The following is a 20,487-nucleotide window of genomic DNA, read 5'->3' as shown; positions in this document are numbered from 1 at the left end:
CTTGTTTACGGGATGTCTCACGACCCTGATTACAGGTTCGGCGTTCAAGGAAGCACGCCCTGATCGCGGTTTTGATAATTGGGGGTGCCTAGATCCCTTTCTCCCTCCGTCCGCCGCCAGATCATTGAATACGACCCGCTTGCCGCCGACGGGCCCAGCGTTACCGAGTTCTGCCAACGACTGAACATCAGCCGGCCGTCGTTTTACAACATCCGGCGACGATTCCTCCGCGAGGGCAACACGGCGCTGAATCCGCGCTCGTCAGCGCCACTGAACCCGGTACGGACCTTTACCAGAAGACTACCGAGATCGTTCTGAGGATCCGCGCCCGGCTGAAGAAGGAAGGTTGGGACAACGGGCCCAAATCAATCTGGTTCACCGGGATCGATACCGGCGAATTCGTTTCTCCCATCCCGTCGGTGGCGACGATCGCCCGCATCCTCGCTTCATCCGGCGTCACGATCGCGAACCCGCGGAAACGTCCACGGGCGGCCTGGCTTCGGTTCTCCCGTGCCGCGGCGATGGAGATGTGGCAGCTGGACGCGTTCGAGTACCGTCTCGCCGACGCGCGGGACCCGAATGTGCTGGGCACCAAGGTCACCGTCTACCAGCTGCTGGATGACTCCACCCGCTTCGACGTCGGCACGATGTGCTTCGCCACTCCGGAGAACGGCACCGACGCCATCACCACGCTCCGTTCCGCCTTCACCGACCACGGGGTACCGAAAGAGCTGCTCAGCGACAACGGGACCGCGTTCAACCAGGCCCGACGCGGCAACATCTCCGCCACCGAACGGTTCCTCGCCGACCGGGGCTGTCTGGGCATCACCGGGCGCGGCAGCCACCCCCAGACCCAGGGGAAGAACGAACGCAGCCACCAAACGATCTTGCGGTTCCTCGATGCCAACGCCCCCGATACCCTGGAGCAGCTCACCGCCCTGATCATTGATTACCGCGCCTATTACAACTACCGCCGACGGCACCAGGCGCTGCCCGGATCGATGACACCCGGGCAGGCCTGGGGCGCCGCGGAACACCGCCCCGCCGATGGCACCCCGATCAGCCACGACGTGCTTCAGGCGCGAGCGGACTCGTACCGGGACAAATCCCTCGCCGATCAGTCGGGCGGAGCTGTCGATCTGAGGCAGACCACGATTCCCGCCGAGCCTGGCGCGCAGCGGGTGCCGCATGGCGGCCGGCTGCGCGATTCCTCGGACCACGTCGTCATCACGCGAGCCAACCCGCAGTTCTACTTCCACGGCCTCCGAATCAAGGTCCCGACGACGCTGGTTGGGACCTACCAGGTCGTGACCACCGAGACCGAATTCGCCATGTTCGACGCGCTCAGTGGAGTCGAGAGCATCTACTTTCCACTGCCCATGCGCACCGACGCCGCCCAAGAACCCTTCCCGCTCTGGCAAATCGCGGGAGCGAAAATCCGCGACCCGAAACCGGCCTGGCTTCACAAACATCAAACCTACGAGAAGGAGCATTTTCCGCCAGATCGTGACTACACGTCCATGCCGACTTCGTCGGCTAACCAGTTCCGCCGGCTGTAATCAACGTCGTGCGATTGGTTGTAAACAACGTGGCGACACCGGTTGTAAACAACGTCGTGAGAGCGGTTGTAAACAAGGAGGTGAGAACGTGTGTAAACAACGTGATGCGATTACACATCCGGCGAGTTGGTAGCAAGTTTCCGCGAACACGGTAGCGCTGGCTGGCGGGGCACTGCTCTGCTGTGGAACGACGACGCATTCGGCGTCGTCGTTTCATTGTTAAGGGCGGGTTCATGGCGGACTATCGAAAAATCTTGGGGCTGTTGCTGGAGGGGCGGAGCTACCGCGAAGTCGTCGAGATCGCGGGGTGCTCACATCGCGACGTGGCCCGGGTCCGGCAGGAGGTCCAGGACCGGGGTGTGACCTCGATGGTCGCGATCACTGACGCTGATCTCGCGAAGTGGTTCCCGGACGGGCGCCGGAAAGTGTCGGAGGAGTACGTCCAGCCCGACCTGCGCCGGGTGGTGGCGTCGATGAAAGCGAACCGGCACTTCACGTTGCTGTTGGCCTGGCGCCGATACGTCGACGCCAAGGACGCGGGGAAGAAGTATGGGTATTCGCAGTTCTGCGCCCTGTTCACCGACTACCTCCGCAGCCACGATCTGGTGGCGGTGCTCCGGCACGAACCCGGCCGGGCAATGCTGGTCGACTGGGCCGGCGACACAGTGGACGTCGTGGAGACGATCACCGGCGAGGTGATCCGGGCGGTGCTGTTCGTTGCGGTGTTGCCGTTCTCGGGGATGATGTTCTGCCGCGCCTATGCGGATATGAAGTCCCCGGCCTGGCTCGACGCTCACGTTCAAGCGTTCGCGTTTTATGGCGGTGTTCCGCAGATCGTCGTGCCGGACAACCCGACGACCTCCACTCACCAAACCCACAAGGGCGACGCGGAGCGGGTCGTGAACGCCCGATATCAGCAGCTCGCCGACCATTATCAGTGCGCGATCGTTCCGGCGCGAGTGAAGCGGCCCCGGGACAAGGCGGCGGCCGAGAACGCGGTGAACGTCGTGAACAAACGCGTCATCGGTTACCTCGACGACGATGTCTTCACGACGCTGAGCGAGTTGAATACGGCGATCGAGGAGCGGGTGAGGGAGATCAACCATGACATTCGCCGCGCCGACGACACGACCCGGTGGGAACGCTTCGACTCCGAGGAGAAGGGGCTGCTGGGCCCGCTGCCTGATGCCGGGTTCGAAGACGTTGAGTGGAAGGAGCTCAAGGCCGGCCGGAACTACCACGTCACCGCCGACACGCAACGATATTCGGTGCCGTTCGCCCTGGCGGGCAAACTGCTGCGGGTGAGATTGACGTCGTCACGGGTGACGGTCTTCGACGGGCACGAGATGCTCTGCGAACACCCACGGTTGACGGGCCGGAAGGGCCAATACTCGACCCTGCCCGAGCACATTCCACCGCAGCACCGTAACATCGACGGGCTCTGGTCCAGGCGATGGTTCACCGACCGGGCGCGCAGCGTTGGGCCTGCAACCGTCACCGTGATCGAGCAGATCCTCGACGGCCAGGCGATCGAGGCGCAGGGCTACCTGGCCTGCCAGAACATCTTGGACGGGCTGGGCACGAACAACCGGGAACGGCTGGAAGCGGCCTGCCAGGAGCTCGTGAACCGCAGCGCCCACCCGACCTACTCGACACTGAAACGCTTGATGGCAGCGATCGACAGTGATGCGAAGAAGCCTCGGCCAGTGGTCCCTGCGGCCTCGACCCGCAAACGCGTCAGCACCGTGGTCTTCCGCGACACCATGCCCGACGTTTATGTTCGCGACGCCTCCCACTATGCACGCGACGAGGAGGGCAAGTGATGTTCACCAGCGTCGATTACGACAAGTTCCGGGCCCTGCGGGTCACCCACGTTGCGACCCGGCTGGAAGAGCTCATCCAGGACGAGGGCAACGACACCCTCACCCCGGAGCAGCTGTTCCTCACCGCCGTCGACGACGCCCTCGAGTCCCGACGCATCAACAAAGTGGACAAGCTCATCCGCCAGGCCGCGTTCCCGATCCCGGGCGCGACCGTCGCCGAGGTCGACTACCGTGACGGGCGAGGTATCACACCGGTTCGAATGCGACGCTATGCCGACCACGACTGGCGCACCGATGCGACGAATCTGCTCATCATCTCGCCCACCGGAGGCGGGAAAACCTACCTCGCCTGCGCGCTGGCCATCGGCGCCTGCCAGAGCGAACACTCCGTGCTCTACTTCCGGATGGACGACCTGGCCCGACGGCTCGTCATCGCCCGCGGCGACGGCATCGCCCACCAGAAGCTGTTGAACGAGCTCTCCAACATCGACCTGCTCATCATCGATGACTTCCTCACCGTCGGCATCGACAGCGACGCCGCCAGCGACCTGTTCGCCATCCTCGCAAACCGCGAACACCGGCTGCCGACGATGATCGCCTCGCAGACCGGGCCGGCGCACTGGGTGGCGGAGCTCCCCGACCGAGTCGCGGCGGACTCGATCGTGAACCGCCTCGCCAACAACGCCCGGATCATCAACCTCGGACAGATCGACATGCGCAGACACCGCAACGACCAAGCCCGCGCCAACGAGACCTACTGGGAGTAACACCGCGAAGGCCCCGGGCTAACCGCCCGGGGCCGCTACCACCTCTTCAGAACAGCGCTACCGACTCCATGGATGTGTAATCGCATCACGTTGTTTACACACGTTCTCACCTCCTTGTTTACAACCGCTCTCACGACGTTGTTTACAACCGGTGTCGCCACGTTGTTTACAACCAATCGCACGACGTTGATTACAGCCGGCGGAACTGGTTAGCCGACGAAGTCGGCATGGACGTGTAGTCACGATCTGGCGGAAAATGCTCCTTCTCGTAGGTTTGATGTTTGTGAAGCCAGGCCGGTTTCGGGTCGCGGATTTTCGCTCCCGCGATTTGCCAGAGCGGGAAGGGTTCTTGGGCGGCGTCGGTGCGCATGGGCAGTGGAAAGTAGATGCTCTCGACTCCACTGAGCGCGTCGAACATGGCGAATTCGGTCTCGGTGGTCACGACCTGGTAGGTCCCAACCAGCGTCGTCGGGACCTTGATTCGGAGGCCGTGGAAGTAGAACTGCGGGTTGGCTCGCGTGATGACGACGTGGTCCGAGGAATCGCGCAGCCGGCCGCCATGCGGCACCCGCTGCGCGCCAGGCTCGGCGGGAATCGTGGTCTGCCTCAGATCGACAGCTCCGCCCGACTGATCGGCGAGGGATTTGTCCCGGTACGAGTCCGCTCGCGCCTGAAGCACGTCGTGGCTGATCGGGGTGCCATCGGCGGGGCGGTGTTCCGCGGCGCCCCAGGCCTGCCCGGGTGTCATCGATCCGGGCAGCGCCTGGTGCCGTCGGCGGTAGTTGTAATAGGCGCGGTAATCAATGATCAGGGCGGTGAGCTGCTCCAGGGTATCGGGGGCGTTGGCATCGAGGAACCGCAAGATCGTTTGGTGGCTGCGTTCGTTCTTCCCCTGGGTCTGGGGGTGGCTGCCGCGCCCGGTGATGCCCAGACAGCCCCGGTCGGCGAGGAACCGTTCGGTGGCGGAGATGTTGCCGCGTCGGGCCTGGTTGAACGCGGTCCCGTTGTCGCTGAGCAGCTCTTTCGGTACCCCGTGGTCGGTGAAGGCGGAACGGAGCGTGGTGATGGCGTCGGTGCCGTTCTCCGGAGTGGCGAAGCACATCGTGCCGACGTCGAAGCGGGTGGAGTCATCCAGCAGCTGGTAGACGGTGACCTTGGTGCCCAGCACATTCGGGTCCCGCGCGTCGGCGAGACGGTACTCGAACGCGTCCAGCTGCCACATCTCCATCGCCGCGGCACGGGAGAACCGAAGCCAGGCCGCCCGTGGACGTTTCCGCGGGTTCGCGATCGTGACGCCGGATGAAGCGAGGATGCGGGCGATCGTCGCCACCGACGGGATGGGAGAAACGAATTCGCCGGTATCGATCCCGGTGAACCAGATTGATTTGGGCCCGTTGTCCCAACCTTCCTTCTTCAGCCGGGCGCGGATCCTCAGAACGATCTCGGTAGTCTTCTGGTCAAAGGTCCGTACCGGGTTCAGTGGCGCTGACGAGCGCGGATTCAGCGCCGTGTTGCCCTCGCGGAGGAATCGTCGCCGGATGTTGTAAAACGACGGCCGGCTGATGTTCAGTCGTTGGCAGAACTCGGTAACGCTGGGCCCGTCGGCGGCAAGCGGGTCGTATTCAATGATCTGGCGGCGGACGGAGGGAGAAAGGGATCTAGGCACCCCCAATTATCAAAACCGCGATCAGGGCGTGCTTCCTTGAACGCCGAACCTGTAATCAGGGTCGTGAGACATCCCGTAAACAAGGTGCTGAGACATGGTGACAACAACGTCGTGAGACAGGTCGTAAACACAGAGCTGAGACAGCACATACCGACTCCATGGACTGGCGCTACCATCAAGCGCTACTCGCCAGGTTGCCCTGCAGTTGCGCTTGTCCTGTTCATCGGGCAACGCTGGAATGACCACGGTCTGCGACGGCTTGGTTCTGCTGCATGCCGAACAGGACGCTGAGCAGCCGTCCGTTGGATAGCCCGACTTTCTTCTCAAATCAAGAGCCCTGAGTAGGTCGCCTGATGGGCCCGCCTAGGATCATGAGATGACGGACGACGGACTATACAGCCCGAACTGCGAGCGTTGCCTTGTCCCGATGGAGATTGACGGCTCCAATGACCGTCCGTTCTGGCGCTGTCCGGCCTGCGGGCTGGTCCGTGTCAGCTCCGGCTAATACCTCGTCATCGGCCGTGCAGGCAATCATCTGTAAGTCGTAGGCGGCGCGATCATCTTGACCGTTTCCGCAGTCGCGATCATGAAACTGCTGCAGAGATTGACAGTTGTGAAATTCACCTAGCGTTCGAACCGCTTCCTCAAGATGATGCCGCGTCATGTGTGTTGCCACCGCCTGCGTTTCCACTCTTTGCGAGGGCCTCAAGCCAAACCGTCATCGCCTGCACGTCTGCCATCCTCAGTCCCACCATCGGGTGCGGCGGCACCATCAGACTCTTCGTTGGAAGGGTCGCATTCAGTACCCTCCAACCGTGAAGCTCGACTTCGGCGTCATCCGCCCAAATGAACGGTAGAGGATCCGTGGACTGTTCCTCGATGATGTGCCTAGCCTTCCACCATCCGCTCGGGACGTTCGGTGCCACCGATTCCGGATCAAACTGAAGCAATCGTCCGTCGGTGAAACCACGCAGTTCTGGCACCAGGAAGCGGCGTACAGCATCGGCCTCATTCCACGTTGAAAGCCACACCAGCTCAAGATTGAACCGTTCACGTAGCTCATCAATCGCGACTATGAGCGCTGGGGCCCACCGCACCTCATACGTCGCGGTTCTGCCATCGTCATAGACAACGGGCACGGCCGAGTGTGCCGTCTCACCCCATGCAGGATCTGGTCGGCCAAACGGGCAAACGCACCCATCAACGTCTAGATACAACCGCGCCGTTTTGTGAGCGAACAATCCTGGCCTCCCGTCACTTACGCTTCGAGCTTCAACACTCACCGGATAGGGGTGACCCTTCCACCGTTCTTGCCGTCATGCGTCCCGCGCAACTCTTCATTCTCCATACCGAGGATGTTGTTGATCCTCAAGAGCACTGCTCGCTCATCAGCTAGCTGCTCGATCCGGCTCCTGGCCTTATCCAGCGCCTCCTGGCATGTCTTCAAGTCCTGCCGTAGCCGACGTTCGCTCTCGGGTATGAAGCCTTGGCTCTTGACTCGCGCGTAGAACTCATCACGTAAATCCGTATGTCGATGGGTAAGCACATGCCTCTTGACGTCTGCCTCGATGGCGAGTGTCACGACCGTTAGCGAACCATCTGACCGAAGTGGGTGTCCAGACAGAAGCCTGCTCATAGCGTCCCGAATCAAATCTCGTTCTGAGAGATTCACAGCGTGTCCTGCAACGTAATTCGTTCCTGATTGTGACGGTCAACCTCTAGCATCAGGCCCTCGGCGTGAGATCTCAACCGCTCCGCCATGGGTCCTGGAGCGAGTCCTGAAGTTGCCTCCGTGATGAGCTGCGCAGCGTGTGTGCGCAGCTCTTCCGCCTGGATATCGCTTCGGCTAATGTTGGCGCACTGTTTCCTACAATGATCGATCTGAGGTGTGGGCGAAGGTTGCACGCGTCCGCTGTGGCAAAGCGCCACTGTTGGGTCGTATACGCACGACAGGAAGGACGCGGCATTGTCGTAGACGGTCAGGTGGGGATTCGCCAGAAGCGCCTTGGCCTGCCTGTTGGTTGCTATGGATCCCTCGAACTCGGCGGCCCCTACCCGCATGGCTTGAAGGTGCCGAAGTGCGGATGGCCCCGAGAGTCCCTCACCGTTCGCGAATCGATTTCCTGCCTCAGCGAGATTCAGTGCGATTCTCCGTGCCGTTTCGAAATCGATAAGAGTTTGAAGTCCCTCCCTTGCCCGACCTGCGTACCCCTCCGAGATTGCTGTGCTCAAGTGCCCGTACTGTATCGCGAGAGCGACGAGGCCCCCTGGTTGGTTCGCGATGTGCCAGGCGAGGGTTCGCCGAAAACGCACAGGACTGATCGGGCCGAGTGGGTCGTGCGGGATTAAGGGGCCTGTGCCCGCTCCGCCCGTGTTGACAAATCCGATAAACCGGACGATTCGGTCAGCGCTTGTGCCGTGGGAAATCGATCGCGTGGCATTCTTGGCCTGCGGGCTAGGAAACAGGAGCCCCTCCGGATGGAGCTGTTCCATGACCCGAATGGCTTCGACAACCGGCTTGACCGCCACCCAGGGGACTCTTCGAGTCTTGCCACCAGATAGATGCTGTCCTCGTTCATCCCGAGCAGTCTTGAAAACGCGCGCGTTGAGGTAAGTCCATTCCTCGTTGGCTCGTGTCTCATCTACTGCTCCTGCTTCTATTCCCATGACCTCGCCGGGCCGCATACCGGTGAGGTAGCAGATGACGACGAAACAGGCGGCTTCTAAGTAAAGGCACCAGGACGCCACATCGTTGCTGGTCACATCGGGTAGCAGAACTGACCCATCGAGCGAACTCACAATCGGAATCCCCAAGTGGGCGGGCGCCAGATTGCCGAGACCATAGGCCCTGACCTCCGGACGCCTCGCCCAGTTCCAAACAGAGCCAATGCTGCAATGCAACAGAGCAGAAATATAGGCACAATCGAATTTTCCGGAGCCATCGAGGGAAGGAATTGGAGCTTCGTTATCCTTCAGACTTTGAAAATAGCCAGCTAGACGCATTCGCTGCTCGTCTTGGGACAACGCCCTCGGTTTGGCGGCTTCGGTTCGAATTCCTGACGACTTTGCAACGGCGGCAATAATGCTGTCGCTGTACTCCTGCACGAACCGAAGTGACCATGCCAGCAAGGAGCTCATACTCAACGCGTTGACCACCTCAATGTCATTCTCCGCTGAGGTCTTGTTGGCTGGAAGAAATTCTTCTCGATCGCCGTGCACCCATGGCGGTAGCTCGGCGAATCCGAACCCGGGAACGAACTGTCCAATTATCCAAAGACGTGTAATCGCAATGATGTGGTTGCAGGCGGAATTCCTTGATAGCTTGCGCACTTCTGACAGATACAACGCGTACTCAGCCATGATGTCGGAGGTGACGTCGGCCAGCTGCTCAACTCCTTCCCTTTCGAGCCACCTTGCGAACATGCGCCAATCCGACACAGTGTGCGCGAGGCGAAGAACCCCTAGCTTTGCTTTCATTGGAGAATGCATGCGGAGGTACTCATCAGGAATGGGATGGTTTATAAGGGCCCAAGAAGCGAATCGCAGGTCATCCTCGAAGTTGCGAGGAAAGCTCTTCCAGTGGATCCGCACATTCGCAACTGAGGGGTTTGCGCTCATGAACCGTAAACGCCACACAGCATCCCCGAAGCACGGAATCTCGTCGGGCGCGCTCGACTTCATGTCGGAAACCGGGGCAATGGGGTCACTTCGCGAGGGCCTGAGGCTCGCAATGCCTTCCTGCGGCATACTCACAGGTCGAGCTTTCCGGTTATGACCAGCTGGGTGATCCGACGATCATCTTCGTTGAGACCACTCGCTGCCGCACACCACTCTTCAGATGTGAAGTGGTTAAGCCGAAGACTTTCCAATCGTTCAAAATGAACTTCCCATTCCGCTAGCCAGACTTGGGAGGCAAGACAACTTCTTAGTTCGTCAAGCAACCCGTGCAGATATGAGAGCCGGCCCAAGTGCCTCGGCATAATCACCGCATTGGGGCATGCCAAGCACAAGAAGAACGAAGCGCGGCAGGGCAGATCGTGCTCGGAATAGGGGCTTCGATGAAAATCTGAGCAGGCAGCTGTCGCCGTATCAGCACCTGGATCACTGTTTACGTTCGCCACCGACGCTAGAACCACGCCCCTGGCGTGACGTTGCGCAGCTTCAATTCCTGACGCTATCAGCGGGCCTGCCGCCAAACCTGTCGTTTGGTCACTAAGCACGTAGCTCTGGTCATGCGTGAGCTGGGAATTCTGATTTCGAGAACGCTTGTAGCGTGCGTTCACGGTCTTTCGGATACGCCGGAAGTTGATTTTCACACCCGTTTGATTGATCCACCCTCGCTTTGTGTTGTCATCCAACCCAAATCGAACCATTGCGGATTTGTCAGTCGAGAAGTTTGACTCGGAGTAGTGAAAGACGATCAGTCTTTTCGAGTCCACGCCAACAGCCCGAAGGAAGATGCGAGCAGGTTCAGTGGCATCGATGGCACGTCGGAATAGGTGGCCGCCTGACTTACTTCCGTAGTCTTCAAAGCCCACACTCTGGTAGCGGTTGGGCGGCCGCCGTCGGCGCTTCTCTATCTCCACTTGATAAATCGGATTTCCCGAAGCATTTGCGATTCTCTGAGGAACATGAACCTCATTAATTGAGGTGAAATTCCAACCAGTTTCGATGGCGATCAGGACCGTCAGCGCTGTTGCCTCCGTGGAATTGAGGAATAATCGGCCCCAGGTATCGTCCCAACGGATGGAGCCCAACGGACCGCGAAAGGCTTGGCGAACATAGCGCGCTCGTTTCGCCGTGGCGTATAGGGGCACGTCGCCAGTGGAAATGACCGATTCCAGCGCTTCGCCAATAAAGGCATCGGTGGAGCCAGCCGGAAATTTGCCTTCTCTGTAGAGCCCGAGGTGTTTCCAATTCCTGGCGATGCGGCGCTCCGCATCACGAAATATCTGAGCCGATCGAGACCTAATCAGCTTCATTTCGCTTTCCGTATACGCTGTCTCCAATGTTTCGTCCCGTGCGACCCGCTCTGACATGGCAGTGCGAGTTCTCGGATCCAAATCTGGGTGATCAATGAGGAACGCGATTGTGCCCCGATGCCAGCGGCGTCCAGTCGTGTTGTCCGGCAGTTGAAGGCGCCATTCCTTCCAGTCGGCCGCACTCAACTCACATATCCCAGACGGGGTCTGTTCTAGCGTCTGAAGGAAGCGCGCGAAGGCCTGGAAGACCTCCCAGCCCTGGCGGCTCGTCGGGATGCTTCTCCACCGCCCAGTGGGTCGCACGCGATCGGCCATTATTTCGGCGAACTGCCGCTGCAGAGGAGCAGGAACCGGCAAACGCCCGAAGTCGTAGGATGCTGTCGCGTCTCCCTTTTCAGTCAGATGCCTCACGACCAAGGATGCTGGAGCCAACGGTGCGTCTCGTACGTGAGTGCCAACTGGCAACGCCGCCTTTCGCCCAAGACCCGTCAACTCTTCATTCCCTGCACGAGTCCCGTCCTGAGTGCGTGCGCCCACAGGAACTCAGCGGGTTCGGCTTGATGTTGGAGGAGTGTTCGTAGCTGAATGTCACTGACCGGGGCAAGGTATATATCCTCAGTGGTCTTGGCGTCCCGGTGGCCCAAAAGGTTCTGGACCAGTCTCCAGGGATCTCCGTACAACATCTCGAAATCCCGCCGCTCAGCAGGACTTAGGCCATAACGATCGTCCATCGCGCGCATTAGGGCGACGAGCATCAACAGGGCGAACGTATGCCTAAGCATGTGCGGTCTACAAAACGGTGCACCTTCGCCTATTAGGTCTCTCGCACGCACGTTCGCGGCCCTGAAGACGTTTTCCCAAGACTCAACCTGAAACGGTTCCCCTGATTCCGACAGCCATAACCACCAGGGTTCGAGACTGCCGTTCTTTTCGATTAGGAACGTCTGTCTCTCGGCAACGGAAAGGTTGTTGATAGCTTCGCGATGCTCGGTTCCGCTCGGGTCCCTCCACGTAACATCCTGGCGATATCCGTCGGTTATTCGCAAGACGACCCTCATCGCGCGCCCTTCCGTGTATAGCCCCCTGGCCTGCCCCCTTCGCACGGCCTCGGCGCGGGTGGTGTTGACGTATGTCTGGACTGCTCGCAGGGTCGACGTGCGCATATTGAAGGCCCTGCGACGACGGCTCTTCGATACAGCTTGGGAAACGTTGCTCCACTGAAATGCACTTCCTGTAGCAAGCCGGGGCAGTTCCGCTAGGAGTAGAGAACTGGCCTCGGTTCGGCGGAGTCCACTGTCAAAGAGCAGATCTGCGAAAAGTGAATTCCTGTCGTCGTTCCTCCCCCGCCAATCGTGGGCACGCAGGCCCTCAGCTGTGTAGCCACGTAGGCCAACATCGCGCCATTGAACGAAGGCATCTGGTGTCAGCCACTTCACATTTGCGGACCGCACGTCACGTGGTGCTGCTTCCAGCACCTCCACGACGCGCCCTGAAGGAAGAAATCTTGATCTGACGGCAAGTGGACTCGACGGTAGGATTCGTTCGTTCGCCGCCCAATCGAAGAGTCGCTTGAACGCGGCAAGCTCGCGGCCCCACTTCGCTCCGGACACGCGACGTGGATTCTCAGGTGAGCGCCGCCGCCAGTCCTCGAAATCCTCGAAGTCCTCCTGCGTAGTTTCTGCCCAGGGGATTCCGCGGGCCCACAGAAAATTCAGGAGAACTCGGTAATCAGCGGTGTAGGACTTCTTGGTGGAGATCGCGAGCCGCACGAAACCGCCGGAGTTGAAGAATCGAGTGAGCCGTACATCCACTCGAAGCATCGGATCTGACATGAACGGGGAGCCCAAACGAATTCGAATACGCTTCTCACGCTGGGAGATCTCCTCGACGGACCAAGTTCCACTGTGATGGACAGCGTCCGACAGAGCTCCGACCCAATGAACCCGCCACTGCTCACCGACGGGTCGGAGACCAGTATGTGCGCTGCCCATCATCCTGACTCTGTCGTGCGAGCTGAGCCGAGGTGCGGGCCCTCAGGAGCATTCCCTTTCATTGTCTGATTGTTGCACAGTTGAAAAGAAAAGTCCTGGTCAAGTGCTTTTTACAGTACACCCGTGTGCGTGCTGTCAAATTCGCGGATCTCCGGGACTGGGACATCCGCAAGAACAAGCGCACCCCGAATAACGCCGCCGCGTGCAAGGCCGACGTAACGGCACTCCGCTTGGACACAGCGCCACTCGGCGCGCGGGAACAACGGCGGGCAGACCAACGCAGGGCCCGGCGTCAGGGGACGGCGCCCGAGTGAGCGCTGTCGCTGCCGCAGCGACGTCGCGGTCCGGGCCTCGGCCGAGCGCGGTTGCACTCCCCTTGTACATCCGGGGGTGGGGGTGACTCCCCCCGTCCCGGGTCCGCCCAGCCCGAAGAGGCATAGCGTCTCTCTGTGCGTGCAGGTCTGGGGGTTCGCGGGTCATTCCGCTCTGGCGCGCCCCAGATTGGCTCCCCCTTTAAATCGGACGATAGTGTGCACCTATGCCGTCCAAAACCACCACCTACCCACGGGTGCACTTCCCCCCGGAAACAATCGCGAGCGCCTTCACCGAATTTACCGCGCTCACAACCGAAATGTACGCCGCTGCACAGGCCGCGTCACCAGCTCGCACCGGTGAACCCGAAACGACTGCACCCGCCTGGATAACGCACTACGGCAGCATGACTGTGGAAGCGGGCAATGACCGATGGTCGTTCGACACACATCACGAGTTCTTTGAGGAACTGCGCAAACCTCATGAGAGCGCATCAGTAGATTTCGGTATCCCGTACAACTTGCAGATCGAAAACGGTCTATATCTGGCCATCTCGATAGGTGAAACGCGGTCGGGTACTCAGGTATCCATACGCAATGCCTCGAGAGCTGGGACCGCGAGGCTGTCTGCCATATTCGAGGCCGCCGCGCCGACGTATCAATCGCCTGAACCCTCGCCCGAACCTATTCCCAAGCCACGGATATTCGTGGGCCACGGCGGCAAGGGTGGTCAGTGGAGAGACCTGAAGGATCACTTGACGGATGTGCACGGCTACGAGGTCGTTGCCTTCGAATCCGGTGCTCGAGCTGGAAATGTAGTTCGTGACGTGCTGAGCAGCATGCTCGACGCGAGCACTTTCGCCATCCTGGTGATGACGGGCGAAGATGCGCAAGACGACGGAACCATGAGGGCCCGTCAGAACGTCGTGCACGAGGCCGGGCTGTTTCAGGGCCGACTGGGATTCTCCCGCGCGATCATCCTGCTCGAGGACGGGACAGCGAACTTCTCCAACCTTGATGGCATCCAGTACATACCGTTCTCGGCGGGAAACATCAGGGAAACGTTTGGAGATGTTCTCGGCACCATCCGCCGCGAATTTCCTCCAGCCTAAGCGGCGCCGTTGTTATCGAAGGCAGAGCGGACCTAGCTTCGTCGGGAGTTCTATCTGGGACGAACCCGGTTCACCCTCGCGTATCGGCGTGCTAGCTTGCGCATCTCCTTGCTGTCCAACTTGCGCCCATGCAGTGAATTTGCTTCGTCGTTGGCAGCCCAGAGCCATCGTTCGACAGCTCTCGGACCGTACCCGCGCTTGCCCCGGGCCCAGCCGATCAGGAGGGGCTCGACACGCCTCATGTGCTCGTCATAGACGAAGAACGCCTGGGTACCCTTCATATCTAAGTCCTGACTTGGGTCGAGCTTCGAAAGCATGATCTGTAGTTGGAAAGACAGCCATGTCTTAACCCGGTTTGCTGACGGGTCAATGAATCCCAAGGAATGCGGAGCCGACGCGGGGAGGAACACTTCGAAACTCTCCCTATCGAAAGGCCGCGCGGACCATGCTGCTCTAAGTTGGCTGAGCACGTCGGATGCCCACTGGCTCCTCAGGGCCAGCATTTCGTCCCTGCGATTCCAACCTCGCGTGATGCGTTGGACAAATAGGGTGCCGATGACGCCTATGCCAGCAGCAATAACTGTTGCGATCACACTCTCCATGGGGTCAGCCTATGACCGCACACGCACAGGAATCAGCACACGCTAGGCTCACCGCCTCGTGGGCATCGCGCGGCAGCCGCTAGGCCTTCTTCGCCACGGTCATCAGCAGCTCAAGCAATTGCGCAGAGAAGAGACTGCCCTCGTTGTCGCGCGCCGAGCCTTGCTCCGGCGGCGGGCCGAGCACGCGCCGCGCAAAAGCGTCATAAATCGCGCTTCTCGTGGACTCTTCTGAAACGATTGCAGCTGCACTCACTCCAACCGACTTGACGCACCACGGAGACTGATCCGGCAAGAAAGGCACCTGGGTGACCCTGCCATCCCAATCGGTGGCATCCGGTGTTAACTCTGAGTAGCCTTCGAATCATGGATGAAGACGAAGCGGATCGAGCCCTCGACGACGCGGTCGGCCCCTTCTACGACGCTGCGGGGCTGCAGTCCTGGCTTGAACTTAGGGAGGAGCAAGTACTTGACTTGATCAGGGACGGTCACATCCTCGCCGTCAGGACGCTGGATGGCGACGTTCTCTTCCCGTCCTTTCAGTTCGGTCCGAACGGCGATTTTCTGCCCCGACTAAACGAAGTGTTCATAGCCCTTCGCAGCACTCTTGACGAGTGGAGTATCGCGCAATGGTTGCTATATGAGGAACCACCACGCGCCATTAGCTACGCTGGACGTTTGCGAGCCGGCGAGACCCATGCTGTGATCAGAGACGCCATCCGGCAGGCGGAAATCCTGAGGCACTGAGTCCGAAGCTAGGTCATACAGATGCCAGGAAGCTGGGGTAGCTGTGATTCCTCCGGCTGAGATTTTCCTGTTGGGTGGACTCACAAGCATCACGCATGCCACCGGGGGGCCTTAGAGGACTGGGCAGGCGCCGCCAGTTACGGGACAGAGCGTTCCATTCCAAGTTTTGTCTTTGAACTTATCCACCAGCGCTGGCGTTGGCCACCAGTCATAATTCAGAATTCTGCCGATAACGACAATCGACACACGAGAGGCACCGGCATTTCTCAAAGCCAATGCGACACTCTGCGCCGCAGCACCCGTGACCCATGAGTCTTCAAAGACCACCACGTGGGCACCCATCACGGGTTGGAAATTCGGGATGCTTAGCGATGAGGGAGCCAGCGATCTGCTGTCAACATCATCGATTCTTGTCACATCAACTCGTTGCCATGTCGGAGGCAAAAATTTGGCGAGTTCTAGAAGCGGATGTCCATCAGCTCTCGAGTTAACCCTCTTCGAAGGTACGAGAGCGAAGGCCGTCACTGGCTCAACTCCGACGCTCAGGCAACTTGAGTGGTACGCGGAAAAATGCCACGTGAGTGCGCTTAGCCTGAGTGTCGCGTTCGCACGCACCAGCGGGTTCCTGTCGTCTTTGTACTGCCGAAGGTCGTGTCTGGTCTGTGGATTGGCCTCGGGAATGGCGTAAGTCAACGGCACGACAACGTCCGCGATCAACGTTGCTGCGTTTGAGAACCATTCGAGGCAGCGATTGCACAAATTCTTGTCGTAATCCAGCGGACCGGTACACGACAAGCACGTCGTCCCGCCGTCACGTATGGGATTGTGCATCAGACTCGGGAGAATTGAATTCGCTCGTCGACGGCGATTCTCTTGCACTTCTTCGGCACTTTTCATAGCGCATTTCGTGTCGTCCCAAACGACTCCGCCATCTGGTCCTGTCTGAATAGAATCTGCCTAATTGCTGTCCGTGCTTCTTCCGGGGAAGCGACTACTGTCACGTCGTATCCACCACCAGCGAACTTTGCGCCCCAAGTCGTGCCATCCGCTATTTCTTCAGTAATTACCAACGGGCGGGCGTGCTTTATGGCTGCCCGCGCCTGAATTCTCGTCCCTGAGTTCTCTGACGCTTCTGCAATCACTGTGATCGAGCTGTACGCGCTCATGGTTATGTTCCGCATCGGGAAGCTCTGTCGTGACGCACCCGAGCCAGGCCAGAATTGGCTGAGTAGCAGCCCCTTTCGCGCCACCTCGTCGTGCAAGTCCCGATGCTCAGGAGGATAGTACTTGCCGATTCCCGTCCCGATAAGTGCCACGGTTCGTCCACCAGCATCCAGCGCACCACGATGCGCTGCACCATCAACTCCCCGAGCTAGGCCTGACACCACCGTGATGTGATCCTGGGCCAGCATGCCCGCCAGATCAGATGCGAATTTGATCCCGCGGGGCGTGACGGCACGACTGCCCACGATCGCCGCAGAGTGAAGGTCATCCATAACGGTCCCTTTTGCAAACAGGAATAATGGATAGTCGAAAACGGTGCGCAGCTGGGCTGGGTAATTCCGTGAAAAGGGAGTCACGATTTCGATTCCCTGACTCCGCCAGCCGGAGATTTCTGACTTGGTGCGTTCCAGGATTTCGTCGGTTTCGACGAGTGAAAATAGCTCATCTGCGGCTCGTCCGGCCAGGATGTCCGAAGGTTTCTTTCCCTCGTCGAAACGGTGTCGAAGGCTACTGACAGTCTGGGGCTCGTCTACGAAGCGAAGCAGCGCGAGGAGTGCCGCTTCTTCTCGTGCGTAGGCATCATTAGGCATTGATCTAGAGTATCCCGCACCCACGTCATAGCATCGCTGATTCATCATGACGCTCATGCCCTGAGGCTAGCAGGCGGCCCCTGAAGTAGTGTCCGGTAGAGGATTCGACGCGAGTATTCCCCGACCTATCGCGCGCACGCCGCATTCGCTCGTGCTTCTTCGGGACAAAGCCTCACGCCACGTGCGAGAGCCTTCTAAACGACCGCCGCCTTGTGCGGAGAACTTCGGTTGTCGAGACTAAGTTCTCCGGCGGCGGGAGGAGCCTCGACGCGGCGCGTCAGGTGGTGGTGGTCCGGGCTGGTTCATCGTCCGAAGGCCTGCACGAATTCTGTTTGCCAACTGAGCGCTCCAGAAATTGGAGTGACGCTTTTTCGTGTGGTTCAAGTCGCCTAGCAGGACCCCGCCAAACGAGCGAGGTAACCGGCGAGGTCAGCAGGGGCTGTATCCCGGTGAGACGAAACTGGCACGCAGTTCCTGCCAACACATCAAGGCTCACTGGGAAGACCTGCCATGTCCCATCCCCGGGCAGACGCGCAGCGTCGGGACCCGGTCTCCGCATGAAACTGCAAAGGGCGGGATCGAAATACAAAATCGTCCCATCTTGGAAACTGACTTCGGCGATAAGACGCTCCCGGGAAGCGTCGAGGAAATCATCCTCGTTTGTGAACATGGCGTTATTCATTCTTCGGCCCCTGAACGATGGACGAAATCTACGGCGCTGGACGCTTTCTTTAAGAATAGTCAACAACTGTCTACTGTGGTCCACACTTGTTGACTGCGTCAATGAAGGGTGCGAGCCAATGAACCAAACTATGCCGCCCTGCGCCGGGCTCTTTCCAGGCGACGTGCTGAACTTGGCCTCACCTACGACATGCTGGCGGAGCGATCAGGTCTGAGCCGGACCGGAGTGATCAACCTGGAAACTGGAAACCGAATTGGAAGTCTGGCCACTTGGTACGCGGTGGCCCACGGACTTGACACCACTGCGAGTGCGCTTCTCATGCACCTTGAGGAACCCACTCAAATCGGCCTGTAGTGCACGTGTGCCTGGCGCCCGCAGGCGACCCGGCGCAGCGCCCGCCAACTGTGCAGCACGCGCGTGCGTCAGGGCGGAGAACTGCACCGTGTCTTCGTCCTCGTCAATCAGCTCAGGAACGAAGCTCGAAAACGGCACGTGCCGGTCTGTAGATGGCATGGTGCGAAGTGCCTGCACACTGCCGTTACACCAAGTTGAGTACCCATTCTTGCCGTTCGGCGTGCTGTCAGGTTCAAGGGCCATTCGGTAACGCACGTGATCTCGCCTTTGTAGGTAGGACGCGGCTGCGCTAGCTCACCAGACGTAACACCCCCTTAGGAACTTGCAACACTGGTCCACGCAACACGCTCCATCCAACACGGAACGTGGTGCAGGCCGCGATCTGCCAGTCGGCGGGGAACGCCGCCGCCCGCCCGAGGCCTGTGCCCACCAGGGTGCCCAGAGTGCACCCCACACTCACGCAGACCAGGCCGGCGCTCAGGATGCGCAGCACGAGCGGGGTCCGGCGGAGCGCAAGGCCAAGCACCGCCGCTGTGCACGCCACCGTGAGCAGCACCCCTGCGGGTCCGCCCAGCCAGGGCAGGCTGCTGCCGGGCAGAACGGCGCTCGTGCGGGCGACCGCTGCTATCCAGGTGGCCGGCACCCACGCCAGCCAAATCAGCCAGGTGGCGAGCCAGGGCAGAAACGGCACCAGGAGGCATCCGGCCAGGCCCACGATGGTGGCCAGGGGCGCAGCGGGGCCCGCGAGCAGGTTCGCCGGCACACCGTAGGCGGGCAAGGCGGGGCTGAGCAGCACCAGGACGGGCTGGCAGGCCAGCTGGGCGGCGAGCGGGATCGCCAGGACCGTGGCCAATGGACGGGGCAGCCAGCGCGCCAGGCGTCGGCTGAGTGGTGCCGCGAGCAGCAGCAGGCCGAGCGTCGCGAGCACCGAGAGGGCGAAGCCGTAGCTGCGCGACAGCCAGGGATCCGCGATGAGCAGGCACAGGGTGGCAATGGCCAGGGCGGACAGGCCCCGGCCCGGCCGGCCCATCGAGCCGGACACGAGCACCGCGGTGGCCATGGCCGCGGCGCGCACGACGCTGGGTTCTGGGGTCACCAGGACCACGAAGCCGGCCAGGACCACCAGACCGGTGCCGATCCGCCACAGCCGGCCCAGACCGAGCGCGGCGGCGACCAGCAGGGCAAGAGCCAGCACGATCGCGCAGTTCGCGCCGGAGACCGCCGTGAGGTGGCTGAGGGAGCTGAGTTTCATCGCGCTGTCGAGGTCGTCGCTCACCGCCGACGTGTCGCCGATGGCCAGCCCGGGCAGCAGCGCGGCCCCGTCTCCCGGCAGCGTGCCCGACGCGGCGGTGAAGCCTGCACGCAGGGTGTTGGCCCAGGCCAACCACCACGGGGCCGGGCTCAGCACCTCGGCTGCGTCCCTGGCGAACAGCAGGGCCGCTGCGGCGTCACCGGGCTCGGTGGCCACGAGGGTCCCGGCTACCCTCACCTCCTCCCCGATCCGAGGAGGAGACTCGGACGCCCGCGCGAAGACCACGACGGGCACGACCAATCCGGTGCGGCCGGAGCGGCCACCCGCCGCCGGCGAAGGCTCCGACCGGTGTGCCGGTGCCCTCTCCAGGGTCGTGAGCGTGGCTCGGAAACGCACCTGTGCCGCCCCGCCGAAGGCTGCCCGCGGACCGGGAACGGCGCTGGAGGAGACGGTGAGCCTCGCGGTCACCTCCTCGTGTGCCGCGATGGCGGAGCGCACGCCCTCTGGGTAGCGGTCCGGTGCCTGCACCGCCACGGCGAGACCGGCCAGCGCGGCCGCCGCGCAGCACACCGCCACGGTGCCCATCAGCCGGGCGGGCCACGACGGACCACCGGTGTGCAGACGCCCGGCAGCGCGACTGCTCCTGCCCGCCCAGACCAGGGCACCCGCCGCCACGGCACCCAGGACACCCGCTGCCGCGGCCGCGTCCCCCGGCGAGGCCACCACAAGTCCGGCCGCCGCCCAGCAGGCCGCGGCGGGGAACACCAGACGGAGGTCGACGCGGCCGGGCGCCACGCCTGATCTAGGCACCGTGCCGCTCATACCCGT

The 20,487-nt window shown here is 61.0% G+C and carries 15 protein-coding genes and 1 pseudogene; 6 read left to right on the top strand and 10 right to left on the bottom strand.

Translation table 11 applies throughout. The annotated features are described in order from the left end of the window. The first annotated feature begins 84 nt into the window (after positions 1-84). The 3 genes and pseudogenes from KY500_RS06250 to KY500_RS06240 all read left to right on the top strand — a co-directional run bounded on the left by KY500_RS06250 (position 85) and on the right by KY500_RS06240 (position 4,149). Positions 85-1,559 (top strand): annotated as a pseudogene (locus tag KY500_RS06250) (integrase core domain-containing protein). Between the two features lie 233 nt (positions 1,560-1,792). Then, positions 1,793-3,382, top strand: a complete 1,590-nt coding sequence (gene istA, locus KY500_RS06245) for an IS21 family transposase (protein ID WP_255579843.1) — start codon at positions 1,793-1,795, stop codon at positions 3,380-3,382. Continuing rightward, entirely contained in the window at positions 3,382-4,149 is a 768-nt protein-coding gene (locus KY500_RS06240) for an ATP-binding protein (RefSeq protein ID WP_219903320.1), read from the top strand. The genes istA and KY500_RS06240 overlap by 1 nt, the downstream gene beginning before the upstream one ends. A 190-nt stretch (positions 4,150-4,339) precedes the next feature. Here KY500_RS06240 and KY500_RS06235 read toward each other — a convergent pair whose 3' ends face one another. The 6 genes from KY500_RS06235 to KY500_RS06210 form a co-directional block, all read right to left on the bottom strand. Continuing rightward, positions 4,340-5,815, bottom strand: coding sequence for an integrase core domain-containing protein (locus tag KY500_RS06235; protein ID WP_255579442.1), 1,476 nt, complete (start codon positions 5,813-5,815; stop codon positions 4,340-4,342). A 644-nt stretch (positions 5,816-6,459) separates the two neighbouring features. After that, complete coding sequence (locus tag KY500_RS06230) at positions 6,460-7,098, bottom strand: HAD domain-containing protein (protein ID WP_370626899.1); 639 nt, start codon at positions 7,096-7,098, stop codon at positions 6,460-6,462. After that, positions 7,095-7,397: a hypothetical protein gene (locus KY500_RS06225; protein WP_219902786.1), complete on the bottom strand. Its 303-nt coding sequence runs from the start codon at positions 7,395-7,397 to the stop codon at positions 7,095-7,097. Before KY500_RS06225 ends, KY500_RS06230 begins: the two co-directional genes overlap by 4 nt. An 86-nt stretch (positions 7,398-7,483) precedes the next feature. Continuing rightward, positions 7,484-9,568: a site-specific integrase gene (locus tag KY500_RS06220; RefSeq protein WP_219902785.1), complete on the bottom strand. Its 2,085-nt coding sequence runs from the start codon at positions 9,566-9,568 to the stop codon at positions 7,484-7,486. After that, on the bottom strand, positions 9,565-11,208 hold the full coding sequence (locus tag KY500_RS06215) for a hypothetical protein (RefSeq protein WP_219902784.1): 1,644 nt from the start codon (positions 11,206-11,208) through the stop codon (positions 9,565-9,567). Before KY500_RS06215 ends, KY500_RS06220 begins: the two co-directional genes overlap by 4 nt. 77 nt (positions 11,209-11,285) lie before the next feature. Then, a complete protein-coding gene (locus KY500_RS06210) occupies positions 11,286-12,608 on the bottom strand; it encodes a tyrosine-type recombinase/integrase (RefSeq protein ID WP_219902783.1) in 1,323 nt (440 codons plus the stop codon). 718 nt (positions 12,609-13,326) lie between these two features. On the opposite strand from KY500_RS06210, the gene KY500_RS06205 reads away from it, so the two are divergent. Continuing rightward, positions 13,327-14,211, top strand: a complete 885-nt coding sequence (locus KY500_RS06205; RefSeq protein ID WP_219902782.1) for a TIR domain-containing protein — start codon at positions 13,327-13,329, stop codon at positions 14,209-14,211. A gap of 681 nt (positions 14,212-14,892) precedes the next feature. Here KY500_RS06205 and KY500_RS06200 read toward each other — a convergent pair. After that, positions 14,893-15,066 carry a DUF3604 domain-containing protein gene (locus tag KY500_RS06200; RefSeq protein WP_219902781.1) on the bottom strand — a complete coding sequence of 58 codons (174 nt, stop codon included), beginning with the start codon at positions 15,064-15,066 and terminating at the stop codon, positions 14,893-14,895. Between the two features lie 110 nt (positions 15,067-15,176). On the opposite strand from KY500_RS06200, the gene KY500_RS06195 reads away from it, so the two are divergent. Beyond that, positions 15,177-15,557: a hypothetical protein gene (locus tag KY500_RS06195; RefSeq protein ID WP_219902780.1), complete on the top strand. Its 381-nt coding sequence runs from the start codon at positions 15,177-15,179 to the stop codon at positions 15,555-15,557. A gap of 111 nt (positions 15,558-15,668) precedes the next feature. Here the strand turns inward: KY500_RS06195 and KY500_RS06190 are convergent, their stop codons facing one another. Together KY500_RS06190 and KY500_RS06185 are read right to left on the bottom strand one after the other, a co-directional pair. Beyond that, a complete protein-coding gene (locus KY500_RS06190) occupies positions 15,669-15,974 on the bottom strand; it encodes a phosphoribosyltransferase (RefSeq protein ID WP_219902779.1) in 306 nt (101 codons plus the stop codon). A gap of 476 nt (positions 15,975-16,450) precedes the next feature. After that, complete coding sequence (locus tag KY500_RS06185) at positions 16,451-17,428, bottom strand: DNA-processing protein DprA (RefSeq protein WP_219902778.1); 978 nt, start codon at positions 17,426-17,428, stop codon at positions 16,451-16,453. Between the two features lie 733 nt (positions 17,429-18,161). On the opposite strand from KY500_RS06185, the gene KY500_RS19740 reads away from it, so the two are divergent. Further along, a complete protein-coding gene (locus KY500_RS19740) occupies positions 18,162-18,407 on the top strand; it encodes a helix-turn-helix transcriptional regulator (RefSeq protein WP_219902777.1) in 246 nt (81 codons plus the stop codon). 289 nt (positions 18,408-18,696) lie between these two features. On the opposite strand, the gene KY500_RS06175 is transcribed toward KY500_RS19740, so the two are convergent. Then, positions 18,697-20,469, bottom strand: coding sequence for a ComEC/Rec2 family competence protein (locus KY500_RS06175; protein ID WP_219902776.1), 1,773 nt, complete (start codon positions 20,467-20,469; stop codon positions 18,697-18,699). Positions 20,470-20,487: the final 18 nt, after the last annotated feature.

Source organism: Cryobacterium sp. PAMC25264, from assembly GCF_019443325.1.
Classification (GTDB): domain Bacteria; phylum Actinomycetota; class Actinomycetes; order Actinomycetales; family Microbacteriaceae; genus Cryobacterium.
The sequence above is the reverse complement of the archived record's forward strand: the minus strand, read 5'-3'. Positions and strand labels throughout refer to the sequence as shown.

Excerpts from the sequence above, each read along its gene's own strand:
- istA (WP_255579843.1), top strand. The coding sequence starts at position 1,793 with ATGGCGGACTATCGAAAAATCTTGGGGCTGTTGCTGGAGGGGCGGAGC.
- KY500_RS06240 (WP_219903320.1), top strand. The coding sequence starts at position 3,382 with ATGTTCACCAGCGTCGATTACGACAAGTTCCGGGCCCTGCGGGTCACC.
- KY500_RS06205 (WP_219902782.1), top strand. The coding sequence starts at position 13,327 with ATGCCGTCCAAAACCACCACCTACCCACGGGTGCACTTCCCCCCGGAA.
- KY500_RS06195 (WP_219902780.1), top strand. The coding sequence starts at position 15,177 with ATGGATGAAGACGAAGCGGATCGAGCCCTCGACGACGCGGTCGGCCCC.
- KY500_RS06185 (WP_219902778.1), bottom strand. The coding sequence starts at position 17,428 with ATGAGCGTCATGATGAATCAGCGATGCTATGACGTGGGTGCGGGATAC.